This is a genomic window from Escherichia sp. E1V33 (assembly GCF_004211955.1).
Lineage (GTDB): Bacteria > Pseudomonadota > Gammaproteobacteria > Enterobacterales > Enterobacteriaceae > Escherichia.
In genome coordinates, this window is record NZ_RHJI01000017.1 from 1 (window position 1) to 17169 (window position 17169).

General features: G+C 50.6%; 14 protein-coding genes, 1 tRNA gene and 1 pseudogene. 7 read left to right on the top strand and 9 right to left on the bottom strand.

What is annotated here, in order from left to right; all coding sequences use genetic code 11:
• Positions 1–572: 572 nt before the first annotated feature.
• From D9742_RS15480 to D9742_RS15490, 3 genes are all read right to left on the bottom strand, one after another.
• Positions 573–1448, bottom strand: a complete 876-nt coding sequence (locus D9742_RS15480; RefSeq protein ID WP_130237498.1) for a phosphorothioated DNA-binding restriction endonuclease — start codon at positions 1446–1448, stop codon at positions 573–575.
• Between the two features lie 215 nt (positions 1449–1663).
• Positions 1664–2929 (bottom strand): integrase arm-type DNA-binding domain-containing protein, encoded by a 1266-nt coding sequence (locus tag D9742_RS15485; protein WP_130237499.1) that lies wholly within the window; start codon positions 2927–2929, stop codon positions 1664–1666.
• A 186-nt stretch (positions 2930–3115) separates the two neighbouring features.
• Positions 3116–3200 (bottom strand) — tRNA-Leu (locus tag D9742_RS15490).
• A gap of 195 nt (positions 3201–3395) precedes the next feature.
• Between D9742_RS15490 and D9742_RS15495 the strand changes: the two are divergent.
• Positions 3396–3622, top strand: a pseudogene (locus tag D9742_RS15495) (alcohol dehydrogenase catalytic domain-containing protein); the annotation flags it as partial.
• Positions 3623–3728: 106 nt separating this feature from the next.
• The gene (locus tag D9742_RS15500) at positions 3729–5231 is read left to right on the top strand and encodes a helicase HerA-like C-terminal domain-containing protein (protein ID WP_130237501.1); all 1503 of its coding nucleotides are present in this window, start codon (positions 3729–3731) and stop codon (positions 5229–5231) included.
• 177 nt (positions 5232–5408) lie between these two features.
• Here D9742_RS15500 and lptG read toward each other — a convergent pair whose 3' ends face one another.
• The 3 genes from lptG to ytgA all read right to left on the bottom strand — a co-directional run bounded on the left by lptG (position 5409) and on the right by ytgA (position 7704).
• Positions 5409–6491 (bottom strand): LPS export ABC transporter permease LptG, encoded by a 1083-nt coding sequence (gene lptG / locus D9742_RS15505; protein WP_001182249.1) that lies wholly within the window; start codon positions 6489–6491, stop codon positions 5409–5411.
• Positions 6491–7591 (bottom strand): LPS export ABC transporter permease LptF, encoded by a 1101-nt coding sequence (gene lptF / locus D9742_RS15510; RefSeq protein WP_000584114.1) that lies wholly within the window; start codon positions 7589–7591, stop codon positions 6491–6493. The genes lptG and lptF overlap by 1 nt, the downstream gene beginning before the upstream one ends.
• A gap of 62 nt (positions 7592–7653) precedes the next feature.
• Complete coding sequence (gene ytgA, locus D9742_RS23500) at positions 7654–7704, bottom strand: protein YtgA (protein ID WP_211180521.1); 51 nt, start codon at positions 7702–7704, stop codon at positions 7654–7656.
• Between the two features lie 153 nt (positions 7705–7857).
• Here ytgA and pepA point away from each other — a divergent pair, with 153 nt between their 5' ends.
• From pepA to valS, 3 genes are all read left to right on the top strand, one after another.
• Positions 7858–9369 carry a leucyl aminopeptidase gene (gene pepA, locus D9742_RS15515; RefSeq protein ID WP_000397144.1) on the top strand — a complete coding sequence of 504 codons (1512 nt, stop codon included), beginning with the start codon at positions 7858–7860 and terminating at the stop codon, positions 9367–9369.
• Between the two features lie 257 nt (positions 9370–9626).
• Positions 9627–10070: a DNA polymerase III subunit chi gene (holC, locus tag D9742_RS15520; RefSeq protein ID WP_000786399.1), complete on the top strand. Its 444-nt coding sequence runs from the start codon at positions 9627–9629 to the stop codon at positions 10068–10070.
• Positions 10070–12925 carry a valine--tRNA ligase gene (gene valS / locus D9742_RS15525; protein ID WP_000416385.1) on the top strand — a complete coding sequence of 952 codons (2856 nt, stop codon included), beginning with the start codon at positions 10070–10072 and terminating at the stop codon, positions 12923–12925. Before holC ends, valS begins: the two co-directional genes overlap by 1 nt.
• Positions 12926–12974: 49 nt before the next feature.
• Here valS and D9742_RS15530 read toward each other — a convergent pair whose 3' ends face one another.
• Complete coding sequence (locus D9742_RS15530) at positions 12975–14162, bottom strand: DUF898 family protein (protein WP_130237502.1); 1188 nt, start codon at positions 14160–14162, stop codon at positions 12975–12977.
• A gap of 192 nt (positions 14163–14354) precedes the next feature.
• On the opposite strand from D9742_RS15530, the gene D9742_RS15535 reads away from it, so the two are divergent.
• On the top strand, positions 14355–14858 hold the full coding sequence (locus D9742_RS15535) for a GNAT family N-acetyltransferase (protein WP_130237503.1): 504 nt from the start codon (positions 14355–14357) through the stop codon (positions 14856–14858).
• A 134-nt stretch (positions 14859–14992) separates the two neighbouring features.
• On the opposite strand, the gene rraB is transcribed toward D9742_RS15535, so the two are convergent.
• On the bottom strand, positions 14993–15409 hold the full coding sequence (gene rraB, locus D9742_RS15540) for a ribonuclease E inhibitor RraB (RefSeq protein WP_000002947.1): 417 nt from the start codon (positions 15407–15409) through the stop codon (positions 14993–14995).
• 161 nt (positions 15410–15570) lie between these two features.
• On the opposite strand from rraB, the gene argF reads away from it, so the two are divergent.
• On the top strand, positions 15571–16575 hold the full coding sequence (gene argF / locus D9742_RS15545) for an ornithine carbamoyltransferase (RefSeq protein ID WP_130237504.1): 1005 nt from the start codon (positions 15571–15573) through the stop codon (positions 16573–16575).
• Between the two features lie 46 nt (positions 16576–16621).
• Here the strand turns inward: argF and tabA are convergent, their stop codons facing one another.
• Complete coding sequence (gene tabA / locus D9742_RS15550; protein ID WP_130237505.1) at positions 16622–17074, bottom strand: toxin-antitoxin biofilm protein TabA; 453 nt, start codon at positions 17072–17074, stop codon at positions 16622–16624.
• Positions 17075–17169 lie beyond the last annotated feature (95 nt).

The following is a 17169-nucleotide window of genomic DNA, read 5'->3' on the forward strand; positions in this document are numbered from 1 at the left end:
AAATTTACTATGCCACTACAGGCTTAATGCGGAAGGGTTGTAACCGTGCCTGTATAACCGACATATTCTCTTCAGATGAGAACCAAGACCAGATCACTTCCTTTGCGTCCTTGAGAGTGATAAGCCCTGCACCAACGGCAACTATAAGGGCTAATGATGGGGTAACGATTTTCCATTTAGTTTTCAGGTATTGAATAATATCCGAAGACATCCTGCGTATGGTCCTAAGATCTCAATGAGAAATATCCAAGATATACAGAATAATCACCGCTCGCAACTTCGTCTTGTCCAAGACTAGAGTTCATCTCAGGTTAACGGTGTCATTACATCCTCTATCCATAAGGTCATCAGCAAAATAAGACTTAGCGGCTCAAAAATTTGTGCATGTATGAGGGTGTACCTGACCTGCCCCCAAAGAATTATTGCAGCATAGACTAGTAATGGCCGCTTCTGACACAGAACTGCCTGTCAGATTAGGTTTGGCTCTATGCAATAGATGTATCAGGTAAAATCTGAGCTAATACGGCTGAATAGTTTGTATACCACACGCAAAATAACTGCCCTACCCCAGATCAATGCTCTCCTCTGAACACCTCTTTCCTGTGCCATTCCATAAACTGCTCGCCCGGATAATTTTCTTTAACCGGCGGCAACGCAATCGCTTTTCCCGCAAAATCCCAGAACAACCGCTGTACCACCCCACCACCATTTACCGCGCCGGAAACCATCACACGCATATTTTCATCCAAACAAATCGAACCACGATCAAACGCTTTATGATGGATTGCGCACAATGCCAGGCCATTAGGTACTTCACAAGGGCCATGGTGCTGCTTCCATCTGATATGGGCAGCTTCCAGAGCAATCGGCGCATTGTCGTGGCGCATGTTAAAACCGCAGATAGCGCACTGATAATTGTAAGCACGTAGCACAATATGGCGGAACTTCGGATCGCGTTGTCGGAGTGAGGTGCGAATATCAAAACCCATCTCGTCAGCGATGTCTTCCTGAATACTGGCCGGGAAATGCGCTTCCAAGAGCTGCTGCGCCAACGTATCAATTAACCTGTGATTTTTTGCCACCAACGTAAAATTATCGGCATCAAATCCACCCGCGACATTATATTCGATGAGTTCACGTCGGGGCGGCTGGCGGCTACCATTGGTTGAGCACAGTTCCGCATTTTGTAGTTCCCAGAAGCCATCGCCCTTCAGACGCCAGAACGGCATATCCGGGCGCTGGTCACGGCGCTGCGGTCCATAACGTTCCAGGAGATCCAACAGGGGTTCGTAGATTTCAGAACCATAGTTAAACAGGCGATCATGACCCTGCCGATAGTGTGAGAGGACGTGCAGTAGCAATAATGGCTTATGTGGCGCACGCTGTTCACCTTTGCGCCAAATAGTAATATTTGATATCGCTTGCTTTAGGGTTTTGTCAGAGGTCATTGCAATGAAGAATCCATGAGCACATGTTTGCGATGATGCTCGCAACTATATGTACATTCAAGGCATTATTGCAGACATCTTTTTCGTCTGGCGGCTCTGTACCTGGCAGATGGAATGCTGATAGCAACGGTAAAAAATACAGCGACCAACCAGACCTAAGCGGGCTGGTTGGTCTTTTTAATTTAAACATCAACCGAGAAATAAAGGCATTCAACTCACACGCCATTACCTCGGTTGATCTTCGCATAGTCGAACGGCGTAATTCCTCTCTCCCGATTGGCATCCAGAAAATCAGCCCACCACTGCAACATCAACTTGCGCTCATCCAGATGTTCCGCTTTATGGATATATGCCGCCCTCACCGAATTGCGTTCCATATGGCTCATCTGGCGCTCCACGGCATCCTTCGACCATAGCCCTGACTCAATTAACGAACTACAGGCCATTGTACGGAAGCCATGGCCGCAAACCTCAACCTTAGTATCATATCCCATGACCCGTAGCGCACCGTTTACGGTGTTTTCACTCATTGGCTTACGCGGATCATGATCGCCAATGAAGATCAGCTCATGTTCGCCACAGAACTGTTTTATCTGCTTCAGGATCGCCAGTGCCTGTTTTGAAAGCGGCACCAGATGCGGTGTGCGCATCTTTGAACCTCGCTGAGAATGTTTCACATCAGGAATAGGCTCTCGCTCAGGCGGGATGGTCCACATTGACGTTTCAAAATCGATTTCTGACCAGCGAGCAAAACGCAGCTCACTGGACCGAATAAAGATAAGCAAAGTGAGTTCTGTTGCCCAGCGGGTTAGGGGTCTGCCGGTATAGCTGTCTATTTTCTCAAGTAACTCAGGGATGCGCTTTAATTCCAGCGCCGGACGATGTTGTCGATTACTGGAAGCTACCGCCCCAGCCATCTCTTGTGCCGGGTTATAATCAATTAACCCACTTTGTACTGCATAACGCATGATAGCGGTAGTGCGCTGTTGAAGACGCGCAGCAACCTCAAGGCGTCCAGACATCTCTACGGCTTTAATAGGTGCTAATAAATCGCGAGTTTTTAACTCAGCGATATTACGCTCACCAAGTGCTGCGAAGAGATTATCTTCCAAGCTTTTTAGCACACGATGGGCGTGATCTTCAGACCACTTTTTATTGGTGCCATGCCACTCGATCGCCATCTCTTTGAAGGTTCGTGCTTTACTCTGTTCAACCTTATCATTTTTCTTTTTGTCTCCCGGATCGACGCCATTCGCTAGCAGCTTACGCGCTTCGTCACGACGTGCTCTGGCATCCGCCAGTGTGATTTCTGGATAAACCCCAAGTGCCAGCATCTTTTGCTTGCCGTCATAACGGTACTGCAAACGCCAGTACTTCGAACCATTTGGATGGACAAGTAGGTGCATACCGCTGCCATCAGTCAGCTTATATTGCTTATCCGTTGGCTTGGCTGTTCTGACTTTGATATCTGTTAACGCCATATTTATCCCCTCCCTGTTGGTACAAGCATTATCGAACCGGAAATACCATCATCTATACCAACATGTGTTGGTAGATGTACGTTGATGTCGGTTGACCTTGAGAGAGTTAATGTAGCTGGAAAGGTAGATAAATACTGGATTTTAGACATAAAAAAAGACCTCAGTTGAGGTCCATTTACATGCTTTTGGTGCCGAAGGCCGGACTCGAACCGGCACGTATTTCTACGGTTGATTTTGAATCAACTGCGTCTACCGATTTCGCCACTTCGGCACTGAAGAGGTATGCGGAAAACGTTGTGGATTATACCTGTCGCACGCCACCATGCAAGCGCCAGCTTGCTCGCACCTCGCTAAGTGCTGAAATTTTCAGCATTGCATACAGCGATGTGTAACCTTTGTCACACTCCAGGCACCCCGCCCTGCCATGCTCTACACTTCCCGGGCAATACCAGAGAAGGACAAAAGCATGTCGATGATCGATAACGAATAGGGATTTCGCAATATCCGTTGCTTGCCGGACATAAGGCGATTGGCCGCGTGGTTGCCTTGGGTAGCGCCGCGCAGAATAAAGGTTTGCAGGTAGGTCAAAGGACGGCGCGTGGCAGTGGCTATTGTGACACCTTTATTCGCTGTAATCAGCTCAACTTCAGGCAAGGTGCGGCGCCGACAATTATGAATCGAGGAGGCTTTGCCGGGTCGCTTCTGCCAGGCCTTTAAGATATCTCGCAATCGGCTGAATTTAGTGGTGAAAACTTTTTAACCGTGCCTATACTCCAGACAGGGAACTGGAGGAAATCTCATGAGCGAACCACGTTTAATTGCCCGCACGCCGGACACAGAACTGTTTTTACTACCCGCTATGGCTAACCGTCACGGACTGATTACTGGCGCAACGGGGACAGGTAAAACTGTCACGCTGCAAAAACTGGCGGAATCTCTGTCAGAAATCGGCGTTCCGGTGTTTATGGCCGATGTAAAAGGTGATTTGACCGGGGTTGCGGCAGAAGGTACTACCTCGGAAAAACTGCTCGCTCGGTTGAAAAATATCGGCGTCAACGACTGGCAACCACATGCGAATCCAGTGGTGGTATGGGATATTTTTGGTGAGAAAGGTCACCCAGTGCGAGCAACGGTATCGGATCTCGGGCCGTTGTTGCTGGCGCGTTTGTTGAATCTCAACGATGTGCAATCTGGAGTCCTGAATATCATTTTCCGTATTGCTGACGATCAGGGATTGTTGCTTCTCGACTTTAAAGATTTGCGGGCGATTACCCAATACATCGGTGATAACGCCAAATCATTCCAGAATCAGTACGGTAATATCAGTAGCGCATCGGTTGGCGCCATCCAGCGCGGATTACTGACGCTGGAACAGCAAGGGGCAACGCATTTCTTTGGCGAGCCGATGCTGGATATCAAAGACTGGATGCGTACCGATGCCAACGGTAAGGGTGTTATCAATATCCTTAGCGCCGAAAAACTCTACCAGATGCCTAAACTGTACGCCGCCAGCCTGTTGTGGATGCTTTCAGAGTTATATGAACAATTGCCGGAAGCGGGCGATTTGGAAAAACCGAAACTGGTGTTTTTCTTCGATGAAGCGCATCTGTTGTTTAACGATGCCCCGCAGGTGCTGCTGGATAAGATTGAACAGGTAATAAGGCTTATCCGTTCAAAAGGGGTAGGCGTCTGGTTTGTTTCGCAAAACCCTTCTGATATCCCGGACAATGTGCTTGGGCAGTTGGGAAATCGCGTTCAGCACGCTCTGCGCGCCTTTACACCGAAAGACCAGAAAGCGGTGAAGACGGCAGCGCAAACCATGCGACCTAATCCTGCATTTGATACGGAAAAGGCGATTCAGGAACTAGGAACCGGCGAAGCGTTGATCTCTTTTCTGGATGCGAAAGGAAGCCCTTCTGTGGTAGAGCGAGCGATGGTGATCGCACCTTGTTCACGGATGGGGCCGGTGACAGAAGATGAGCGTAATGGCTTGATTAATCACTCCCCGGTGTACGGCAAGTATGAAGATGACGTGGACCGGGAATCCGCCTATGAGATGTTGCAAAAAGGCGTACAGGCAAGTACCGAGCAGCAAAATACCCCTCCGGCCAAAGGAAAAGAGATAAGTGAAGATGACGGCATTCTTGGTGGGTTGAAGGATATTTTGTTTGGCACTACCGGACCACGCGGCGGGAAGAAAGATGGCGTGGTGCAAACAATGGCGAAAAGCGCCGCCCGCCAGGTGACGAATCAGATTGTACGCGGTGTGCTGGGGAGTTTGCTTGGTGGGAGAAAAAGGTAAGTCAGGTGCTGTCTGTGCCCCTCACCCTGGCCCTCTCCCCAAAGGCGCGAGGGGACAGTTTGGTGCGGTTTGTGTTCTCTCACACCAGCTTGCCTTTGCCTGATGCACTACGCTTATCAGGCCTACGCTACTAACAATAAGAAAGGGAGCTTTCGCTCCCTTTCTTCACTCGCCTGGTTACGATTTTCTCATTAACAGCCACAGGCTGATTAAGAAGAAGCTGGCGCTTGGCAACAATGCGCCGATGATCGGCGGAATCCCGTAAACCAGCGTCAATGGGCCGAAGATCTGGTCCAGTACGTAGAACACAAAACCGAAGCTAATACCGGTGACCACGCGCACGCCCATCGGCACGCTACGCAGCGGGCCGAAGATAAACGACAGCGCCATCAGCATCATCACCGCAACAGAAAGCGGCTGGAAGATTTTGCTCCACATGTTGAGCTGGTAGCGCCCAGCATCCTGACCACTCGATTTCAGATACTTCACGTAGTTGTGCAAACCACTGATGGAGAGCGCATCCGGGTCCAGCGCCACCACGCCCAGTTTGTCCGGCGTGAGGTTGGTTTTCCAGGTACCGCTCACAGTCTGCGAGCCGGTTATCTGTTTTGGATTGGTCAGGTCAGATTCATCAACCTGCGACAGACGCCAGACTTTATGTTCAGGGTCAAACTTCGCGGAAGCGGCATAGCGAACGGATTGCAGACGGCGATTCTCGTTAAAGGCATAAATACTGATACCGCCTAACTCTTCGTCACCTTTTACTCGCTCAATATAGACAAAGTTGTCACCATCTTTGGCCCATAAACCTTGCTGAGTAGAGAGCAACGAACCACCGTACATCGCCTGCGCGCGGTAGTTACGCGCCATCTGTTCGCCCTGCGGCGCGACCCATTCGCCAATCGCCATCGTCAGCAAAACCAGCGGAATGGCGGTTTTCATTACTGACAACGCGACTTGCATGCGGGTAAAACCAGAAGCCTGCATCACCACCAGTTCGCTGCGCTGTGCCAGCATCCCCAGCCCGAGCAACGCGCCCAGCAGGGCCGCCATCGGGAAGAATATTTGCACATCTTTCGGCACGCTCAGCAGTGTATACATCCCTGCGCCTAACGCGTCGTAACTCCCCTGCCCGGCTTTTTTCAGCTGATCGACAAACTTGATAATGCCCGACAGCGACACCAGCATGAACAGCGTCATCATGATGGTTGTGAAAATGGTTTTACCGATATAGCGGTCAAGTACACCAAAAGGTTGCATCACACCGCTCCTTTACGCGAAAAACTGGCGCGCAGGCGGCGGACCGGCACGGTGTCCCAAAGGTTGAGAACAATCGCCAAAGCCAGATAAATCAGGTTAACGGTCCACATCCACAGCGTCGGGTCCAGCTTACCTTTACCGCCGTTCGATTTCAGGGAGGTCTGGATCAAGAAAAAAAGCAGATATAACAGCATGGCTGGCAGCATCGACAGGACACGTCCCTGACGTGGGTTAACCACGCTCAGAGGCACAACCATGAGCGCCATCATAAACACGGTGAATACCAGCGTGATACGCCAGTTCAGTTCTGCGCGAGCACGATCGGTGTCGGTGTTCCACAATGTGCGCATGTCCATCTGGTCGGTATCATTCGGATCCAGCGCCACCGCCTGGTGACCAATGATCGCCTGATAATCCTGGAAGTCCGTAATGCGGAAATCACGTAGCAGTGCCGTGCCTTCGAAGCGCGTTCCCTGGTTGAGAGTGACGACCTGGGAGCCGTCGCGCAGCTGGGTTAAATGTCCGGAATCGGCCACCACCACAGAAGGACGTGCATTACCTTTTGGTCGAATTTGCGCGAGGAACACATCTTTGAAATCACTGCCGTCAACGCTTTCGATGAACAGCACCGAGCTGCCATTAGTCGCTTGCTGGAATTGCCCTTGCGCCAGCGCCGCCATGCCAGGGTTCGCTTTCGCTTCTGCTAACACTTCATCCTGATGACGCGATGACCACGGTCCCGCCCACATCACGTTAACCGCCGCGACAATCGCCGTGAACACCGCGAGGATCATCGCCGCTTTCACCAGAACCGCTTTGCTCAGGCCGCAGGCATGCATTACCGTAATTTCACTTTCGGTATACAGTTTGCCCAGCGTCATCAGCAGCCCGAGGAACAGGCTTAATGGCAGGATAAGCTGCGCCATTTCCGGCACGCCCAGCCCCAACAGGGAGAGCACCAGATTCGCCGGAATATCGCCGTCAACCGCTGCGCCGAGGATCCTCACTAACTTTTGACAGAAGAAGATCAAAAGCAAGATGAAGAGTATCGCCAGCTGGCTTTTGAGCGTCTCCCGCACCAGATATCTTATGATTATCACTTTAAATACGCCCGTAAAAACTCGTCTTTTGCAGGATTTTAGCTTGTTTCATGGCTTAAACGTCATTTATTCTCTTGAGTCGTCGAAATCGTCGCTAAGATAATTATACTCAACGGAACCACCTCTCAGATTTTGTTCTGACGTGCCAATGCCGTAATAACGTTAAGATTAACACGAAGTCATCGCAACAGCGGACATGAGTTACGAAAGCTTGCAATTCTATCTGTAGCCACCGCCGTTGTCTTTAAGATTCAGGAGCGTAGTGCATGGAGTTTAGTGTAAAAAGCGGTAGCCCGGAGAAACAGCGGAGTGCCTGCATCGTCGTGGGCGTCTTCGAACCACGTCGCCTTTCTCCGATTGCAGAACAGCTCGATAAAATCAGCGATGGGTACATCAGCGCCCTGCTGCGCCGAGGCGAACTGGAAGGAAAGCCGGGGCAGACGCTGTTGCTGCACCATGTGCCGAACGTACTTTCTGAGCGCATTCTTCTTATTGGTTGTGGCAAAGAACGTGAGCTGGATGAGCGCCAGTACAAGCAGGTTATTCAGAAAACCATTAATACGCTGAATGATACTGGCTCGATGGAAGCGGTCTGCTTCCTGACTGAACTGCACGTTAAAGGCCGTAACAACTACTGGAAAGTGCGTCAGGCTGTCGAGACAGCAAAAGAGACGCTGTACAGTTTTGATCAGCTGAAAACGAATAAGAGCGAACCGCGTCGTCCGCTGCGTAAAATGGTCTTCAACGTGCCGACCCGCCGTGAACTGACCAGCGGTGAGCGCGCGATCCAGCACGGTCTGGCGATTGCCGCAGGGATTAAAGCAGCAAAAGATCTCGGCAATATGCCGCCGAATATCTGTAACGCCGCTTACCTTGCTTCACAAGCGCGCCAGCTGGCTGACAGCTACAGCAAGAATGTCATCACCCGCGTTATCGGCGAACAGCAGATGAAAGAGTTGGGGATGCATTCCTATCTGGCGGTCGGTCAGGGTTCGCAGAACGAATCGCTGATGTCGGTGATTGAGTACAAAGGCAACGCCTCGGAAGATGCGCGCCCGATCGTGCTGGTGGGTAAGGGTTTAACCTTCGACTCCGGCGGTATCTCAATTAAGCCTTCCGAAGGCATGGATGAGATGAAGTACGATATGTGCGGCGCGGCGGCGGTTTACGGCGTGATGCGGATGGTCGCAGAGCTGCAACTGCCGATTAACGTTATCGGCGTGCTGGCAGGTTGTGAAAACATGCCAGGCGGTCGGGCGTATCGTCCGGGTGATGTGTTAACCACCATGTCCGGTCAAACCGTTGAAGTGCTGAACACCGACGCCGAAGGCCGCCTGGTGCTGTGCGATGTGTTAACTTACGTTGAGCGTTTTGAGCCGGAAGCGGTGATTGACGTGGCGACGCTTACCGGTGCCTGCGTTATCGCGCTGGGACATCACATTACCGGTCTGATGGCGAACCATAACCCGCTGGCCCATGAGCTGATTGCTGCGTCTGAACAATCCGGTGACCGCGCATGGCGTTTACCGCTGGGTGACGAGTATCAGGAACAACTGGAGTCCAATTTTGCCGATATGGCGAACATTGGCGGTCGTCCTGGTGGAGCGATTACCGCAGGTTGCTTCCTGTCGCGCTTTACCCGTAAGTACAACTGGGCACACCTGGATATCGCGGGAACTGCCTGGCGTTCTGGTAAGGCAAAAGGCGCAACCGGTCGTCCGGTAGCGTTGCTGGCACAGTTCCTGTTAAACCGCGCCGGGTTTAACGGCGAAGAGTAATTGCATCAGACAAAGTTGTTAATGTCGGATGCGGCGTGAACGCCTTATCCGACCTACACAGCACCGGACTCGTAGGCCTGATAAGACGCGTAAGCGTCGCATCAGGCAAGGCTGTTATTGTCGGATGCGGCGTGAACGCCTTATCCGACCTACAAACAGAACTGAACTCGTAGGCCTGATAAGACGCGACAGCGTCGCATCAGGCGCTGCGGTGTATACCAGATGCATATTTAAATCCACCACAAGAAGCCCCATATATGAAAAACGCAACGTTCTACCTTCTGGACAATGACACCACCGTCGATGGCTTAAGTGCCGTTGAGCAACTGGTGTGTGAAATTGCCGCAGAACGTTGGCGCAGCGGTAAGCGCGTGCTCATCGCCTGTGAAGATGAAAAGCAGGCTTACCGGCTGGATGAAGCCCTGTGGGCGCGTCCGGCAGAAAGCTTTGTTCCGCATAATTTAGCGGGAGAAGGACCGCGCGGCGGTGCGCCGGTGGAGATCGCCTGGCCGCAAAAGCGTAGCAGCAGCCCGCGCGATATATTGATTAGTCTGCGAACAAGCTTTGCAGATTTTGCCACCGCTTTCACAGAAGTGGTAGACTTCGTTCCTTATGAAGATTCTCTGAAACAACTGGCGCGCGAACGCTATAAAGCCTACCGCGTGGCTGGTTTCAACCTGAATACGGCAACCTGGAAATAATGGAAAAGACATACAACCCACAAGATATCGAACAGCCGCTTTACGAGCACTGGGAAAAGCAGGGCTACTTTAAGCCTAATGGCGATGAAAGCCAGGAAAGTTTCTGCATCATGATCCCGCCGCCGAACGTCACCGGCAGTTTGCATATGGGTCACGCCTTCCAGCAAACCATCATGGATACCATGATCCGCTATCAGCGCATGCAGGGCAAAAACACCCTGTGGCAGGTCGGTACTGACCACGCCGGGATCGCTACCCAGATGGTCGTTGAGCGCAAGATTGCCGCAGAAGAAGGTAAAACCCGTCACGATTACGGCCGCGAAGCTTTCATCGACAAAATCTGGGAATGGAAAGCGGAATCCGGCGGCACCATTACCCGTCAGATGCGCCGTCTCGGCAACTCCGTGGACTGGGAGCGTGAACGCTTCACCATGGACGAAGGCCTGTCCAATGCGGTGAAAGAAGTTTTCGTTCGTCTGTATAAAGAAGACCTGATTTACCGAGGCAAGCGCCTGGTAAACTGGGACCCGAAACTGCGTACCGCTATTTCTGACCTGGAAGTAGAAAACCGCGAATCGAAAGGTTCGATGTGGCACATCCGCTATCCGCTGGCTGATGGCGCGAAAACCGCAGACGGTAAAGATTATCTGGTGGTTGCGACCACCCGTCCGGAAACCCTGCTGGGCGATACCGGCGTAGCCGTTAACCCGGAAGATCCGCGTTACAAAGATCTGATTGGCAAATATGTCATTCTGCCGCTGGTTAACCGTCGTATTCCGATCGTTGGCGACGAACACGCCGACATGGAAAAAGGCACCGGCTGCGTGAAGATCACCCCGGCACACGATTTTAACGACTATGAAGTCGGTAAACGTCACGCCCTGCCGATGATCAACATCCTGACCTTTGACGGCGATATCCGTGAAAGTGCCCAGGTGTTCGATACCAAAGGTAACGAATCTGACGTTTATTCCAGCGAGATCCCGGCGGAGTTCCAGAAACTCGAGCGTTTTGCTGCACGTAAAGCAGTCGTTGCTGCGGTTGACGCGCTCGGCTTGCTGGAAGAAATTAAACCACACGACCTGACCGTTCCTTACGGCGACCGTGGCGGCGTAGTTATCGAACCAATGCTGACCGACCAGTGGTACGTGCGTGCCGACGTGCTGGCGAAACCGGCGGTTGAAGCGGTTGAGAACGGCGACATTCAGTTCGTACCGAAGCAGTACGAAAACATGTACTTCTCCTGGATGCGCGATATTCAGGACTGGTGTATCTCTCGTCAGCTGTGGTGGGGTCACCGTATCCCGGCATGGTACGACGAAGCGGGTAATGTTTATGTTGGCCGCAATGAAGACGAAGTGCGTAAAGAAAATAACCTCGGTGCCGACGTTGCCCTGCGTCAGGACGAAGACGTTCTCGATACCTGGTTCTCCTCTGCACTGTGGACCTTCTCCACGCTCGGCTGGCCGGAAAACACCGACGCTCTTCGTCAGTTCCACCCGACCAGCGTAATGGTCTCTGGTTTCGACATCATCTTCTTCTGGATTGCCCGCATGATCATGATGACCATGCACTTCATCAAAGATGAAAATGGCAAGCCGCAGGTGCCGTTCCACACCGTTTACATGACCGGTCTGATTCGTGACGACGAAGGCCAGAAAATGTCCAAATCCAAGGGTAACGTTATCGACCCGCTGGATATGGTTGACGGTATTTCGCTGCCAGAACTGCTGGAAAAACGTACCGGCAATATGATGCAGCCGCAATTGGCGGATAAAATCCGTAAGCGCACCGAGAAGCAGTTCCCGAACGGTATTGAGCCGCACGGTACTGACGCGCTGCGCTTCACCCTGGCGGCACTGGCTTCTACCGGTCGTGACATCAACTGGGATATGAAGCGTCTGGAAGGTTACCGTAACTTCTGTAACAAGCTGTGGAACGCCAGCCGCTTTGTGCTGATGAACACAGAAGGTCAGGATTGCGGCTTCAACGGCGGCGAAATGACGCTATCGCTGGCGGACCGCTGGATTCTGGCGGAGTTCAACCAGACCATCAAAGCGTACCGCGAAGCGCTGGACAGCTTCCGCTTCGATATCGCCGCAGGCATTCTGTATGAGTTCACCTGGAACCAGTTCTGCGACTGGTATCTGGAGCTGACCAAGCCGGTAATGAACGGTGGCACCGAAGCCGAACTGCGCGGTACTCGCCATACGCTGGTGACCGTGCTGGAAGGTCTGCTGCGCCTCGCGCATCCGATCATTCCGTTCATCACCGAAACCATCTGGCAGCGGGTGAAAGTACTTTGTGGCATCACTGCCGACACTATCATGCTGCAACCGTTCCCGCAGTACGATGCGTCTCAGGTTGATGAAGCTGCACTGGCCGACACCGAGTGGCTGAAACAGGCGATCGTTGCGGTACGTAACATCCGTGCAGAAATGAACATCGCGCCGGGCAAACCGCTGGAGCTGCTGCTGCGTGGTTGCAGCGCGGATGCAGAACGTCGCGTAAATGAAAACCGTGGCTTCCTGCAAACGCTGGCGCGTCTGGAAAGCATCACCGTGCTGCCTGCCGATGACAAAGGTCCAGTTTCCGTTACTAAGATCGTCGACGGCGCAGAGCTGCTGATCCCGATGGCTGGCCTCATCAACAAAGAAGATGAGCTGGCGCGTCTGGCGAAAGAAGTAGCGAAGATTGAAGGTGAAATCAGCCGCATCGAGAACAAGCTGGCAAACGAAGGCTTTGTAGCCCGCGCACCGGAAGCGGTCATCGCGAAAGAGCGTGAGAAGCTGGAAGGCTATGCAGAAGCGAAAGCGAAGCTGATTGAACAGCAGGCTGTTATCGCCGCGCTGTAATCAACACAGTGAAGAAAACGAAGGCCGGAGCATGCTCCGGCCTTTTTACTTAGATAAACGGAACATACGGCATAATACCGCGAGAAATCCACATTAACGGACCGCTATCCTGCGGTTTGTCATCATTGGTTAACTCCAGCGAATCAAGATCGCCCTGAACATGGGTATTGTTAGCAATCCAGCTAACCATCCACATTTTCAGCCAGGGATAAGCCAGACCACAGGTGATTGAGGAACCCATTAATACCGCAAACATGTGCAGAAGCATACCGATTGCGGTAACGGATGAATGAAAACGAATAGTGCCATTTGCCAGCGTCAGATTATTCAAAAACAGATTGCGTAACGTGGCATAGAGATAACTGGCAAAAACAAGAATCGCAACAAAATAAAGGAAATAAGAAGCCGTAATCTGTGGGTAATATTGTAATACAAGCTCACCACCTGCATCAGAACGCCCCAACATGCTCATCATCATTAACTGCTGGAATACTGGTGCAATCATAATACCAATCACAATGATGAAAGGAGCCATGGTTAATATTGCGAGTATACATCCTTTAATGCATTCTTTTACATTTACCTGAAGAGAAAACTTATGAATGCCAAAAGTTGCATTGTTACCCAGCAATGGCATCCATTTACTATAGGTTATGCCATGGACAACGCCCAGCCCGATGGCAGAAAGCAAACTTAACGCGACTAAGTTAAAGAATAACCCTCCTATCGATGTCACCACTTGCGCAATAAGATACAATGCGAACCAGAAAACCAACGCCAACAGAACAGGCAGTCCTAGCATAACCCACCATGCACGGAGCATTGAGCAGTTAAAGCCAAAGCGAATGCCGTTCAGTGAAGTCATATTCGCCTGATACTGCAGACTCTTCACTGCCATGCAAGGAATACCGCAGATCAAGAGAACAAACAGGAATAAACCGAGCGCAAAGTGTTGGCCTGCAAAACAAGAAATACTGAGAAGATAAACCGCCACAATAAGTAACATGCTAACAAAAATGGCACCACCTGTTCCCTTATAACTAAATGGTTGCCCCTTGAGTGTCACATGTTGATAAATATAACGACGGCATTTTATCAATGCCCACGGCCCATATATTCCCAGAGTAATAATTGTCAGTAAAAAATTCACAAGACAAATAAGAAAATACTCACCACCTTTGCCTGTGAAAACAAACGAGTGTCGAGAATTATCTTTCCCGATGTTTACATCATTCATGAACTATATCCCTAAAATAAATTCCATTCATACAGGTAATAATTCCAGTAAATTGATACTGGCCCACCTAGAATACGCTTTATCTAAGAGACATATGCTTAATATTTTCTGATTTATCTTCTTCTTGCACCACATAAGCGAGGGTGGTATTAAAGGGAGCTATAAATCATACATTTGAAATTGAGCTATGCTATGAATGTTGTCGTTTCGCCCGCACTCCGTTTGCGCAAACTTACTGCCGCCGATAATGCTGCTATTGCCAGCGTCATCCGTCAGGTTTCTGCAGAGTATGGTCTTACCGCCGATAAAGGCTACACCGTTGCCGATCCGAATCTCGACGAACTGTATCAAGTGTACAGCCAACCTGGCCATGCTTATTGGGTGGTTGAATACAATGGCGAAGTGGTCGGCGGCGGCGGGATTGCGCCATTAACAGGTAGTGAAGCGGACATTTGCGAACTGCAGAAAATGTACTTTCTTCCCGCCATTCGCGGTAAAGGGTTGGCAAAAAAACTGGCCTTAATGGCGATGGAGCAGGCGCGAGAAATGGGTTTCAAACGCTGCTATCTTGAAACCACTGCTTTTTTGAAAGAAGCGATTGGTTTGTATGAACATTTAGGTTTTCAACATATCGACTATGCACTTGGCTGCACGGGCCATGTTGATTGTGAAGTGCGGATGTTGCGCGAACTCTAAAAAAATGCCCGTTAGCTCACACTAGCGGGCATCAGATTGCTGACAAAGTACATTTTTAATTTATACCTGAGCAACCATGCAGGACTGATAAGCATAGCGCATCAGGCAATTTGGCATTTGTCGTCAACACTTAATTAGTGGCGAACGCCGTCATCGTCTTCGTCGACGTAATCTTCATCGTCGCCGTCTTCGCCATTAGGATCTTCGAAGTAAGTACCCCAACCGTCGTATTCAACGTCGAATTTTTCTGCCAGATTCATCAGTTGTTCAACCTGAGCGTCGATCAGATCGGCATTCAACGCGCATTCGCTGAGAATGTCACAGCAAATCACGATATCACCATCTTCCACTTCCAACTCTTCTGGATCGGTCACTTCGTAGCCGAGTTTAAATGCTTCAACCGCGGCTTTTTCCAGGGTTTCCAGATCGTCTGCGGACAGATGGTGCTCAATGGTGTACAGCGCGTCTGGATCGCTGCCATCTTCCAGTAATTCTTCAATAATCAAACGTGTTTCTTCACGCTGTTCTTCGAGTTGTTCCGGGTTTGCCATGACTTATTCCTCTTAATGTCCTGCTGATACTCTTATTGTCACACACCACTGACATTGCCTCCACCTTTGTGACATAGTTTTATGCTTTAGGCTTGCAAATGAATATTCATACATATAAATTGAATTTTAATTCATTATGGCGTAAGCCACAGGAGGGATCTATGTCCGGGTTTTATCATAAGCATTTCCTGAAATTACTTGATTTCACGCCAGCTGAACTCAACACCTTGCTCCAGCTCGCCGCTAAACTAAAAGCAGATAAAAAAAGCGGTAAAGAAGAAGCCAGACTCACCGGTAAAAACATCGCGCTCATCTTCGAAAAAGACTCGACCCGCACCCGATGCTCTTTCGAAGTTGCCGCATATGACCAGGGCGCTCGCGTCACTTATCTCGGCCCAAGCGGCAGCCAGATTGGCCATAAAGAGTCAATTAAAGATACCGCCCGCGTGCTTGGCCGCATGTATGACGGTATTCAGTATCGCGGCTATGGTCAGGAGATTGTCGAAACACTGGCGGAATACGCTGGCGTCCCGGTATGGAACGGGCTGACCAATGAGTTCCACCCCACGCAACTGCTGGCAGATCTGCTGACCATGCAAGAACATTTGCCGGGTAAAGCGTTTAATGAGATGACGCTGGTCTACGCCGGAGATGCCCGCAATAACATGGGCAACTCGATGCTGGAAGCGGCCGCGCTTACCGGTCTGGATTTGCGTCTGGTGGCACCAACGGCGTGCTGGCCGGAAGCCTCGCTGGTTGCTGAATGCCGCGCGCTGGCGCAGCAAAATGGCGGAAATATTACGCTGACAGAAGATGTCGCGACTGGCGTTAAAAGTGCTGACTTTATCTATACCGATGTATGGGTGTCGATGGGGGAAGCGAAAGAGAAATGGGCAGAACGGATTGCATTGCTGCGTGATTATCAGGTGAATCGCAAGATGATGCAGTTGACTGGTAATCCCGAAGTCAAATTCCTCCACTGCCTGCCTGCGTTTCATGATGACCAAACGACGCTTGGCAAAAAGATGGCAGAAGAGTTTGGCCTACATGGTGGGATGGAAGTGACTGATGAGGTCTTCGAATCTGCCGCCAGCATTGTATTTGATCAGGCGGAAAACCGTATGCATACTATCAAAGCGGTAATGGTTGCGACGCTTGCCAAATAATTTCAGTACCGGAGGCGGCTTCACGTCGCCACCGGCAGGTACTCGCTTAAGCCATCAGCATTTTCACAACCGCTTTGCGAACCTGAGCAGGCTCACCCATTGCGCACAGCGGTTTATGCACTTCCCCCGGATAAAACACAACAAAATCACCTTCATTAAGGATAACTGTTTTCTCATCAACGCCTTCCGGCAAAAATGCGATGTCTTTGTCTGCTAACCAGTCGGTATCCGGCGTACCTGCAGGTTGTGTGCTGAAGGTCATGCCTTCCTGACCTTTTAACACAATCTGAATGTCGAGATAGCGGGCATGGTACTCCGCACGGCGAGCTTCGTAAGGCTCGGTCATATCTTCCGAGATAAGATAAAACAGACGATTGCCTTCGATATCGTGCTTGCCCTTTGGCGTTTCTGCCGTAACGTGTGCTTTGATATGCTCAATCGCCTGGCGTAACTCCTGGGGTAGCCACGGCTGGAGATTATGAATATTTCCGATGATCATCTTTTTCATTCCTCAATTAAAACAATGTTTCATTTCTCTCGTTATACGTAATTCCTTACTGCCATACCAGCATTTTTTACCGTCCTATTGCGCCA

Bases quoted from the DNA above. Each gene is read 5' to 3' on its own strand.
- D9742_RS15485 (WP_130237499.1), bottom strand. From the start codon at position 2,929: ATGGCGTTAACAGATATCAAAGTCAGAACAGCCAAGCCAACGGATAAG.
- valS (WP_000416385.1), top strand. From the start codon at position 10,070: ATGGAAAAGACATACAACCCACAAGATATCGAACAGCCGCTTTACGAG.
- D9742_RS15480 (WP_130237498.1), bottom strand. From the start codon at position 1,448: ATGACCTCTGACAAAACCCTAAAGCAAGCGATATCAAATATTACTATT.
- tabA (WP_130237505.1), bottom strand. From the start codon at position 17,074: ATGATCATCGGAAATATTCATAATCTCCAGCCGTGGCTACCCCAGGAG.
- D9742_RS15535 (WP_130237503.1), top strand. From the start codon at position 14,355: ATGAATGTTGTCGTTTCGCCCGCACTCCGTTTGCGCAAACTTACTGCC.
- argF (WP_130237504.1), top strand. From the start codon at position 15,571: ATGTCCGGGTTTTATCATAAGCATTTCCTGAAATTACTTGATTTCACG.
- lptG (WP_001182249.1), bottom strand. From the start codon at position 6,491: ATGCAACCTTTTGGTGTACTTGACCGCTATATCGGTAAAACCATTTTC.
- holC (WP_000786399.1), top strand. From the start codon at position 9,627: ATGAAAAACGCAACGTTCTACCTTCTGGACAATGACACCACCGTCGAT.
- D9742_RS15530 (WP_130237502.1), bottom strand. From the start codon at position 14,162: ATGAATGATGTAAACATCGGGAAAGATAATTCTCGACACTCGTTTGTT.
- D9742_RS15500 (WP_130237501.1), top strand. From the start codon at position 3,729: ATGAGCGAACCACGTTTAATTGCCCGCACGCCGGACACAGAACTGTTT.
- rraB (WP_000002947.1), bottom strand. From the start codon at position 15,409: ATGGCAAACCCGGAACAACTCGAAGAACAGCGTGAAGAAACACGTTTG.
- pepA (WP_000397144.1), top strand. From the start codon at position 7,858: ATGGAGTTTAGTGTAAAAAGCGGTAGCCCGGAGAAACAGCGGAGTGCC.